Raw genomic sequence first — 9,272 nt, 5'->3', positions numbered from 1 at the left:
GGTGGAGCTCGGCAAGGAGATCGCCGCAAACGGCAAGAGCATCGCCGCGATAGATGCCAAGCTCGATTTGCTCATAAGCGGGCTGGACATCGCGGTGGCCCCAAAGGACAAGGCCGCCAAGGCCGAGCCGTCGGAAGGCTGAGCGCGGCGGCTTCCCAGCCGTTACGCAATCGAACGGGACCCTGTGCCTCCGCAAGAATAGCGGTTCAAGAGAGAGACGCGCCGCCAAGAATCCGCACTGCCGGAAAAGCTGAAGCAGCAGGGAAGGGTCGGCAAACGGGGCCAATTTTCTTCCCTCGATTGTGTAACGGCTAGTCCGCATCGCCGGGATCGCGCAGGCCCAGCACGATCCAGCCGGGCTCCGGCTTGAGCTCTTCGTCGGCATGGAAGACGCGCAACCGCCGGTTGGCATCCAGGGCGAACAAGGGGATGCAGGATTCGCCGAATTTTTCCCGGTAGTCGGCGAAACCGAATTCCTCGCTCAGGGGAGTGGCGCGAATCTCGGCCCCGCCACGCAGACGGGGCGCCAGGGTGGCGTAGGAGATTTGCTCGGCGAACAGGCGCCGCCCCCGGTGCCTGGCCGATACCCGGTGCTTGGCGCTGGGGGATTCGGGCGCCTGCGCGTCGGCGGCGGATTGCAGCTCGTATGCCTTGTCCGGCCCAAATTCGCGCCGGAAGCGCAGGGCGGCCAGGGCATTCAGGTGAGGGCGTCCCGACAGGGCCAGCACGTGCCCGAGCCCGCTGAGGTCCATGTTCTCTTCCGCGTGTTCGGACAGGGCGTTGCCGTAATAGACCGGCAACCCCTCCATGCGCGCCTGCCGGATATTGTCCCAGTCGCTGTCCGCCAAAAGGACCGGGATGCCCTGTTCGCTGAGGGCCTTGCCGATCCTGCGGCCTACGATGCCGCCGCCCAGGATCAGGGCGCCGCGGGGATCCGGTTCGGTTACGCCCAGCCAGGAGGCCACGGCGCCGGCGGTGAGTCCCTGCACGATCACCGTGAACAGGATCAATACCAGTACCAGAGGCACCAGCAGCCCGCCCTCGGCGTAGCCGATTTCTTCCAGGCGCAGGGCGAAGGCGGCCGATACCGCAGCCGCTACGATCCCCCGCGGGGAGATCCACGACAGCAGGGCGCGTTCCCGCCAGGAGAGGTCGGAGCCCCAGGTCGAGGCGGCTACGGAGACGGCGCGGATGGGAAATGCCAGCAGGCACAGGATGGCCAATGTTGCCCATCCCAGCTCCAGGAACGGGTCGAACTCGATCCGGGCGGCCAGCAGGATGAACAGGGTGGACACCAGCATCAGGCTGACGTGCTCCTTAAAGTGCGCGATGTCTTCCAGTTCCGCATCCGGCATATTCGCCAACGTGATGCCCATCAGGGTGACCGCCAGCAGGCCGGCCTCCTTTTCGATGGCGTCGGCGACGACGAACAAGGCGACCACCGCTGTCAGCACGAAGAGATTGCGCAGGTATTCCGGGATCAGACGGCGTTGCAGGACCCAGCCGGTGGCGGCGCCCGCGGCCAGCCCCAGCACGGCGCCGGTTGCCAGGATGGCGCCGAAGGCAAGCAGGGCGTCCGCGGTCGCGCCCCCGGGGGCGGCGCCGTAGCGGGCGGCGACAAAGTCGAATACCACCACCGCCAGCAACGCGCCGATGGGGTCAATTACGATTCCCTCCCAGCGCAGCAGGCGCGCCAGCCGGGCGGTAAGCCGCACCGTGCGCAGCATCGGTATGATGACCGTCGGACCGGTCACCACGGAGATGGCGCCGAACAGCAGGGCCAGCTCGCCCGGCAGGCCGCACAGGAAGTGCCCTGCCAGGGCGACCAGCAGCCAGGTCAGCAGGGCGCCGACGGTCACCAGATTGCGGACGACGGCGGTCAGCCCCCGGATCTGGTCGAAGCGCAGCGTCAGGCCGCCCTCGAACAGGATGACGGCGACGGACAGGGAAACGATCGGGAACAGCAGGTCGCCGAGCAGGGTGTCCGGGTCCAGGACTCCCGTTACCGGGCCCGCCAGGATTCCGCCGAGCAGCAGAAACAGAATGGCCGGCAGGCGCAGCCGCCAAGCCAGCCATTGGCAGGCGATCCCCAGAATGCCGATCGCCGCGAGAGACGGCAGTACGGTCTCGGCCAAGCGCGGTTCCCCTTATGCGGTTTATGCGGTTCGATGCGGTGTGACGCCGGGAGGGGGAGTGCGGCGCCGCCCCGGCCCGCCGCCGCTGGGGGACGATTCCGGCCCGCCCGTGCCCCTGTTGTCCGTGCCCCTATTCCTTGGGATCGGAGTCGTCCAGTTCCAGTTCCAGATCTACTTCGATTTCCGGCAGATCGAAGGCGAGCTTTTCCTCTTCCTGTTCCTGCGCTTCCGATTCCGCCGCCTCGCCCGGTTGCCGGTCCTTGGGCACCACCTGGATCATGAGCCCCTCGTCGTCCAGCGCCTCGTCGTCCGGCGCCGCCTCGTCGGCGGTTGCCGGCGCCGGCGCCGGTTTTGGGCGCGGTTTTGGGGGCGGCGGCACTGCCACGGTTGCATCCACTTTTTCCGTCTGTTGAATATGTTTTTGCAGGGCCTTCGTGGCGCTGCGCAGGATATTGCGCACTTCGCCGATGTTGTTTAGCAGCGTGTCGTTGACGTAAGACGCCGGGAACCAGGCGAATTCCTGTATGTCCTGGGGGGTGCCGTGTTTTTCCAGACCCTTGCCGTAGGTGGCCCGGCAGACGTAGTTGAGAAACCGAATCGCGCCATGGCGCGCCCCGTCGCTGCCCTTCAGGTTGAGCTGGCTCTTCCACACAGCGCCGGTCAGGCAGAACTTCGTCGCCTCGGCAGCGCCGATCGCCACTTCCTTATCGTCTTTGTCCCGCGCGAGGTAGTAGCGAGTCCAGCAGCCCTGTTGGTCGAAGATACGGGCGGTACCCTCCAGGATCTTCAGTATCTGTCGCTCGGCCTTTCCCGCCGTCAACGGCCCGTCTCCGTCGGCCGCCGGCAGGAGGAGCTCGTGGCTTCTGTTTTACGGGCGCCCTCCAGCATCGTCCTTTTCTTTCCTCGTTTTCCCCTGGGGAGAGAAGGATTCCTCCTCCGGCCACGCATTATATCTTATAAATCCGAATCGGATCGGGATGGCGCTCGCCGGCGGCGGCCGGTGACGGAGAGGGAAGGGGTGGGCGGCGCGCCGGCGGCCGGCAGGCGCCGCCGCGGCAGCCCGGCTGGCGTGCGGGAGGCGGGGAGCAGGCGGGCCGCCGAGCATGGAGAAGGGGCGGGAAACGTGGTACGGTCAACTCCTCTTTGCAGGGCATGGTGCGCCATGCCGCCGATGGCGCCGCCATGGAGCGGGCCAGCGGCGTCGGGGAGGCGAGACGATGAAGATGAGCAAGCGGAACAAGGACGGGATTACGCCCCTGCGCATGGCGGCGCGGCAAAGCCAAGCCGATGTCGCGCGGCTCTTGCGCGCTGCCGGGGCGAAAGAGTAGCGGGCGCGGCAATGACACAGGCCAACATGGAACTGCTGGACGCGCTCCAGGACGCGGGCGCGTCGGATGACAAGGCCAGGGCGGCGGCGCAATAGGTGGCTGCCGTCGGGGACACGGCAACCAGGGCCGATATCGCGCAACTGGAGGCGCGGCTTACTTGGCGGATGGTCGGGCTGATCGTGCCGGTGTATGTCTTGCTGGCGCTGGTGCTGGTGCGGCTCTCATGACGGCGGGCGCAGGGCGGGCGCGCATCTGGCGGGCGCGCGATGGCGCGATGCGGACGGCGTGACGGTGGCGGATGTCTGGGCGACTTCAGAACGGAGCGTCTTCGTGATGCGCGCCGTGATGCGCGCCGGCGCATGGAAGACCGCGGCCCGGGAGCCGATGGCAGCGCGGGGGGCGGCATAGCAATGGAGCAGGCGATGGAGGAGCAGGCGATGGAGCGGGCGACGGAACCGGAAGGGCGGACGAATTTGCCTCCGCGGCGGCGCAGCGTTGCCGTCCGGGTCGGGAATGTGACCCTCGGCGGCGGGCGGCCCGTGGTGGTGCAGTCCATGACCGATACCGATACGGAGGACGCGGCGGCGACGGCGCGGCAGGTTCTGCAATTGGCGACGGCTGGCTCCGAACTGGTGCGTATCACCGTGAATACGGAGCGGGCGGCGGCGCAGGTGCCGCGCATCCGCGAATTGCTGGATCGGCAGGGCTGTACGGCGCCCCTGGTGGGGGATTTTCATTACAACGGGCACCGGCTGCTGTCCCGGCACCCGGACTGCGCGCGGGCCCTGGCGAAGTACCGGATCAATCCCGGCAACGTGGGCTTCGGCGCCAAGCGCGACCGGCAGTTCGCCGCCTTGATTGAGCAGGCGGCGGAGCACGGGAAGGCGATCCGCATCGGCGTCAACTGGGGCAGCCTGGACCGCGAACTGCTGACCCGGATGATGGACCGGAACGCCCGTTCGTCCAAGCCGCGCGAGGCTGGCGAGGTGATGGGCGAGGCGGTGCTCGCATCCGCGCTCGAGAGCGCGCGGCGGGCGGAGGAATTGGGGTTGCCGCATGATCGGATCGTGCTGTCCTGCAAGGTAAGCAGCGTACAGCCCCTGATCTCGCTGTACCGCCGGCTCGCCGCCCGTTGCGATTATCCCTTGCATTTGGGGTTGACGGAGGCGGGTATGGGCTCGAAGGGGATTGTCGCCTCGACAGCTGCGCTGGCAGTGCTGTTGCAGGAGGGGATCGGAGATACGATCCGCATCTCTTTGACCCCCGCGCCGGGCGAGGACCGCACGCGGGAGGTGACGGTCGCCCAGGAATTGTTGCAGACCATGGGGTTGCGCTCCTTCGCGCCTCTGGTAATCGCTTGCCCCGGTTGCGGCCGCACCTCCAGCAGTTTTTTCCGGGAGTTGGCGGCCAGCCTCCAGTCCTTCGTGCGCCGCCGGATGCCGGTATGGCGGGAGCATTACCCGGGCGTGGAGCGCATGAGCCTGGCGGTCATGGGCTGCGTGGTGAACGGCCCCGGCGAGAGCCGGCAGGCAGACGTGGGGATTAGCCTGCCGGGCCGCGGCGAGGACCCGGTCGCGCCGGTCTTCGTCGAGGGCAAAAAGGTGGCCACCCTGCGCGGCGACGGCATCGCGGCGGAGTTCGAGCGGATCGTGGAACAGTACGTAGGCAGGCGGTTTGCGGCCTCCGCTGGCGCGGGATGCGAGACGGGGGAGGCGGAAACAAGCGGCGGGGCGGGAGAGGCGGCGCCGGCGGCCTCAACTCATTCGTCTGGCGCTACCGGCTCCAGCCGGGCCAGCATTCCCCTGGATTCGTCCGTCAGCAGGTAGATTAGGCCGTCCGGTCCCTGCCGGACATCCCGAACCCTGCCCACGTGCCCTTGGAGCAGCCGTTCTTCGCGCACCACCTCCTCGCCCTGCAACTCCAGCCGGACCAGCAGCGAGAACTTGAGCGAACCGATGAACAGGTTGCCCCGCCAGCCCGGAAAGCGCTCCCCCGTGTACAGGAGCAGTCCGGAAGGGGAGATGGACGGCACCCAATAATATTTCGGCTGTTCCATCCCTTCCTGGTGCGTTATTCCCTCGCCGATGGCGGTGCCGGTGCCGTAGTTCACGCCGTAGGTGATGACAGGCCAGCCGTAATTGCGGCCCGCCTGCACCAGGTTCAGTTCGTCGCCGCCCATGGGGCCGTGTTCGTGCGTCCATAGCAGGTCCGCGTCCTGTTGCCAGAATATCCCCTGCACGTTGCGGTGGCCGTAACTGTAGATCTCGGGCAGCGCGATCTGGCGCCGGACGAAGGGGTTGGTCTCTGGCACGCTGCCGTCGTCCCGGACGCGGATGATGCTCCCCGGATGCTGTCCCAGATCCTGGGCGCTGGGGGGGTCGGCGCGGTCCCCCAGGCTGATGAACAGCATTCCGTCGGGAGAGAACAGGAGCCGCGAGCCGAAGTGGCGGCTGCCGAGTTGTTTGGGCTGCGCCTGGAAGATCACCTCCAGGTCTTCGAGCTGTTGTCCGAGCAGGCGGCCGCGGGCCACCTCGGTTCCTTTGCCGATCAGGCCGCCCGCCGAGTAGGAGATATATACCAGGCGATTCTGCTGGAAGTGCGGGTGCAGCGCGACATCCAGCAGCCCGCCCTGGCCGGACGCGAAGACCTCCGGCAACCCCGTGACGGGTTCGGGGCGCATGGTTTGCGGCGATACCAGTTGCAAGCGGCCGGGGCGCTCGGTGATCAGGAAGCCGCCGCCCGGGAGGAAGGCCATTCCCCAGGGATTCTCCAGTCCCTCGACCAGGCGCACCAGTCGGAACCGCTGTTTCTCCGACTCCTGCACCGCATCTTCCGCGGCGGCGCGGGGCAGCGCGATGAGGGACGCCAGGACGGTCGCCGCCGCATATGCCGCTATGCGCGCTGTCCCGTGCCGTGGATGCCGGCGGGGCTGCCCATGGCGGTGCGCGCGCATGGCTTCAGGCAATTGCCGCCCCATGGCCGGCGGCGGCAGTGGGGGCGAGCAGCGCGGCCGCGACCTCGCTGCGCTTGTCGTTGCCCAGCAACGCCTCGACCAGGGCCAGGGCGAAATCCATGGCCGTGCCCGGCCCGCGCGAAGTAATAATCTTTCCGTCCGCGACCACCGGCGCCTCCCGCAGGGAGACGCCCGCGTCCTGCCACTGGCTCAGGCAGCCGGGGTAGGAGGTGGCCGTCCTTCCTTGCAGCAGTCCTGCGTCGGCCAGTACGGCGGGGGCCGCGCAAATGGCGGCGATATGCTTCCCTTCCCGGTTCATGGTCTGCAACAGGGAGCGGATGCGGGGGTCTTTTTTCAGGGTGTCCGCGCCGGGCAGACCTCCGGGCAATACGATCATGTCGTAGGCGTCGTCCATAGCCTCTGTCAGCGTCTGGTCCGTCGCCACCCCGATCCCATGGCTGGAATGCGCCTCCCGCTCCGGGGAGACGCTGGCGGTGGTGACCTGTACGCCCGCCCGGCGGAGCACGTCTATGACGGTAATCGCCTCGATATCCTCGAAGCCGTCCGCCAGCGGTACCAGTACGTTGCTCATGTTGCGTCGTTCGCGTCGCCGCCCGCGGTTCAGGAACTTTGCTCTTGCTGTTGCTTATAGACGAGGTACATGACCTTCAGCTTTTCGAGCGCCCTCTGGATCTGGGGATCTTCGCCCGGGTCCAGTTCCGACGGCCGGGCGTGTCCCGCCTCGTTGGAGACGAAATCCGGCACGATCCCCTGTTCGTGGATCGAGCGCCCGTTCGGCGTGTAGTAATGGGCGGTGGTCAGCTTGAGCGCCGTCTCGTTCTTCATAGTCAGGATGGACTGCACGGAGCCTTTGCCGAAAGTCTTCTCTCCCAGGATCGGCGCCCGCCCGTGATCTTGCAACGCCCCGGCGACGATCTCCGATGCCGATGCCGAGCCGCGGTTGACCAGCACCACCAGCGGGCGGCCCTTCAGCACGTCGTCCGGTTTGGCGTTGAAGCTCAGGTTGGCGTCTGCCCGCCTCCCCTCGGTAGAGACAATGGTGCCGCTTTTCAGGAACAAGCTCGAGACCGCCACGGCGGCATTGAGGATGCCCCCCGGATTGTTTCGCAGGTCCAGTATTGCCCCCTCCAGGGGGATGTCGCTTTCGTGGCGCAGTTTTTCCAGCGCCTCCACCAGGTCCCGGGCGGTGCGTTCCTGGAAATGCGTGATCCGCAGCAGCGCGTAGCCGGGTTCCAGGAGCCGCCGCTTCACGCTCTTCAGGCGGATCACGTCGCGCTTGATCTCGAAGGTCAGGGGTTCCTCGCTGCCTTCGCGCAGGACGGTCAGGCTCAGACGGGTGCCCGGCCGGCCGCGCATGATCTTGACGGCCTCCTGCAGTTGCAGCCCTTTAGCGGATTTGCCGTCAATCTCGACGATGACGTCCCCGCTGTGCAGCCCGGCGCGGTCGGCCGGCGTATCCTCGATCGGCGCCACGATCACGATCCGGCCGTTCTTCATGTCAACTTGCAGGCCCAAGCCCCCGAATTGGCGGCCCACCGTACCCTCATGCAGGTGGCGGTAGGACTCCGGCTCCAGGTAGGCGGAATGAGGATCCAGCCCGTACGTCATTCCGCGAATGGCGTACTCGAGCAGCTGTTCGTCATCTACGGGTTCTACGTAGTCGCGTTTGATCCGGACAAACGCTTCGGCGAAAGCGCGCAACATGTCCAGCGGCAGGGGTTCCGCCTGCATCTCGGTTTCGTCGCCGACGGCGCGACAGGCAAAAACGCCGGCCAGGCAGGCAACGCAGGCCGCAATGGCGGCCCGCCGACAGCGGCCCTTCGGGGCCGGGTTCTGTGCCGCTGGGTTCATGATTCGGTTCATGGTGCCGGATTTAGGGCGCAGGTTCAAGGGACGGGGCGCCGCCGCTCCGCGGCGGATTGCCGGCACCACAGCGAAGGATCGACGGGTATTCCCCAATGTCTGATCTCGAAGTATAGACCGGGCACCCGGTCGCCGCCCGTGTTCCCGGTGCTGGCAATGACATCCCCGCGCTGGACCCACTCTCCGATCTTGCGCGACAGCGTTTTGTTATGCCCGTAGAGGCTCATGTAGCCTTCGCCGTGGTCCAGGATGGCCAGCATCCCCATGTGCTGGAACCAGCCGGAGAATACGACCTGGCCGTTGCTTACGGCATGGACGGATTCGCCGGCATCGCTGCGGATAGAGACTCCTTCCCAGCTCAGCGGGCCGTTCCCCTTGCGTTCGCCGAAGCGGTTTTCGAACTCGCCCGTCACCGGCCATTGCAGCTTGCCGCGGAGTTCGCTGAATGAAGTCGGCGTGCGGGCAGGCACTTCGATCCCTTGCAGTTCGGCGATCAGCATCGGCAATTCGGCCTCGCCTTGCTGCAAGGTCTCCTGGGTCTCCGGGGCCGGGGCCGCGACAGTGCTGTCGGGGCGCGCGGCGGGCCGCTGTCCGGGGCCGCGGTGGGCCAGATAGGCGTCCAGTATCTCTAGATACTGCTGTTCGACCCGGTGCATTTCCTGCCGCGCCGCGTCCGCCTTTTCGGTGGCGAGGATCATTTCCAGCACCAGTTCCAGGAGCCCTCGCAGGGCGCCGTTTTGCCCGTAACCCGGTTCCCTGCCCGCCAGGTGCGCGGATAAGCGCTCCCGTTCCGCCGCCAGGCGGATCTCCAGATTTTTTTTGCGCCGCTGCAGCGCGGCGGCCTCGGCCCTCCGCTCCCCGAGGCGCCGCTTGACGTCGTCCAGTCTGCCAAGCAGCCGTTCCAGGGCGCGTCGGTCCGCATCCGCGGTCGCCGGCGCGGGCGCGGGTGCGGTCCGCGCACCCGCTGCGCCC

The 9,272-nt window shown here is 67.2% G+C and carries 8 protein-coding genes; 2 read left to right on the top strand and 6 right to left on the bottom strand.

Features of this window, described 5'->3' with window-relative positions; translation table 11 throughout:
• Positions 1-311: 311 nt before the first annotated feature.
• Together OXU43_02965 and OXU43_02960 are read right to left on the bottom strand one after the other, a co-directional pair.
• Positions 312-2,135: a sodium:proton antiporter gene (locus OXU43_02965; protein ID MDD9824121.1), complete on the bottom strand. Its 1,824-nt coding sequence runs from the start codon at positions 2,133-2,135 to the stop codon at positions 312-314.
• Between the two features lie 130 nt (positions 2,136-2,265).
• A complete protein-coding gene (locus tag OXU43_02960) occupies positions 2,266-2,955 on the bottom strand; it encodes a hypothetical protein (protein ID MDD9824120.1) in 690 nt (229 codons plus the stop codon).
• Positions 2,956-3,558: 603 nt separating this feature from the next.
• On the opposite strand from OXU43_02960, the gene OXU43_02955 reads away from it, so the two are divergent.
• Both OXU43_02955 and ispG read left to right on the top strand, forming a co-directional pair.
• Complete coding sequence (locus tag OXU43_02955; protein ID MDD9824119.1) at positions 3,559-3,690, top strand: hypothetical protein; 132 nt, start codon at positions 3,559-3,561, stop codon at positions 3,688-3,690.
• A 210-nt stretch (positions 3,691-3,900) separates the two neighbouring features.
• On the top strand, positions 3,901-5,289 hold the full coding sequence (gene ispG / locus OXU43_02950) for a flavodoxin-dependent (E)-4-hydroxy-3-methylbut-2-enyl-diphosphate synthase (GenBank protein ID MDD9824118.1): 1,389 nt from the start codon (positions 3,901-3,903) through the stop codon (positions 5,287-5,289).
• Here the strand turns inward: ispG and OXU43_02945 are convergent.
• The 4 genes from OXU43_02945 to OXU43_02930 form a co-directional block, all read right to left on the bottom strand.
• Positions 5,223-6,416, bottom strand: coding sequence for a PQQ-dependent sugar dehydrogenase (locus OXU43_02945; GenBank protein ID MDD9824117.1), 1,194 nt, complete (start codon positions 6,414-6,416; stop codon positions 5,223-5,225). The two genes, ispG and OXU43_02945, sit on opposite strands and share 67 nt — an antisense overlap.
• A gap of 4 nt (positions 6,417-6,420) precedes the next feature.
• On the bottom strand, positions 6,421-7,008 hold the full coding sequence (locus tag OXU43_02940) for a DJ-1/PfpI family protein (GenBank protein ID MDD9824116.1): 588 nt from the start codon (positions 7,006-7,008) through the stop codon (positions 6,421-6,423).
• A 29-nt stretch (positions 7,009-7,037) separates the two neighbouring features.
• Entirely contained in the window at positions 7,038-8,288 is a 1,251-nt protein-coding gene (locus OXU43_02935; GenBank protein ID MDD9824115.1) for a S41 family peptidase, read from the bottom strand.
• 35 nt (positions 8,289-8,323) lie between these two features.
• Positions 8,324-9,272 (bottom strand): peptidoglycan DD-metalloendopeptidase family protein (locus OXU43_02930; protein ID MDD9824114.1); only part of this gene is annotated, 949 nt, incomplete at its 5' end.

Source organism: Gammaproteobacteria bacterium (assembly GCA_028817255.1).
In the GTDB taxonomy this organism is placed as follows: domain Bacteria; phylum Pseudomonadota; class Gammaproteobacteria; order Porifericomitales; family Porifericomitaceae; genus Porifericomes; species Porifericomes azotivorans.
The sequence above is the reverse complement of the archived record's forward strand: the minus strand, read 5'-3'. Positions and strand labels throughout refer to the sequence as shown.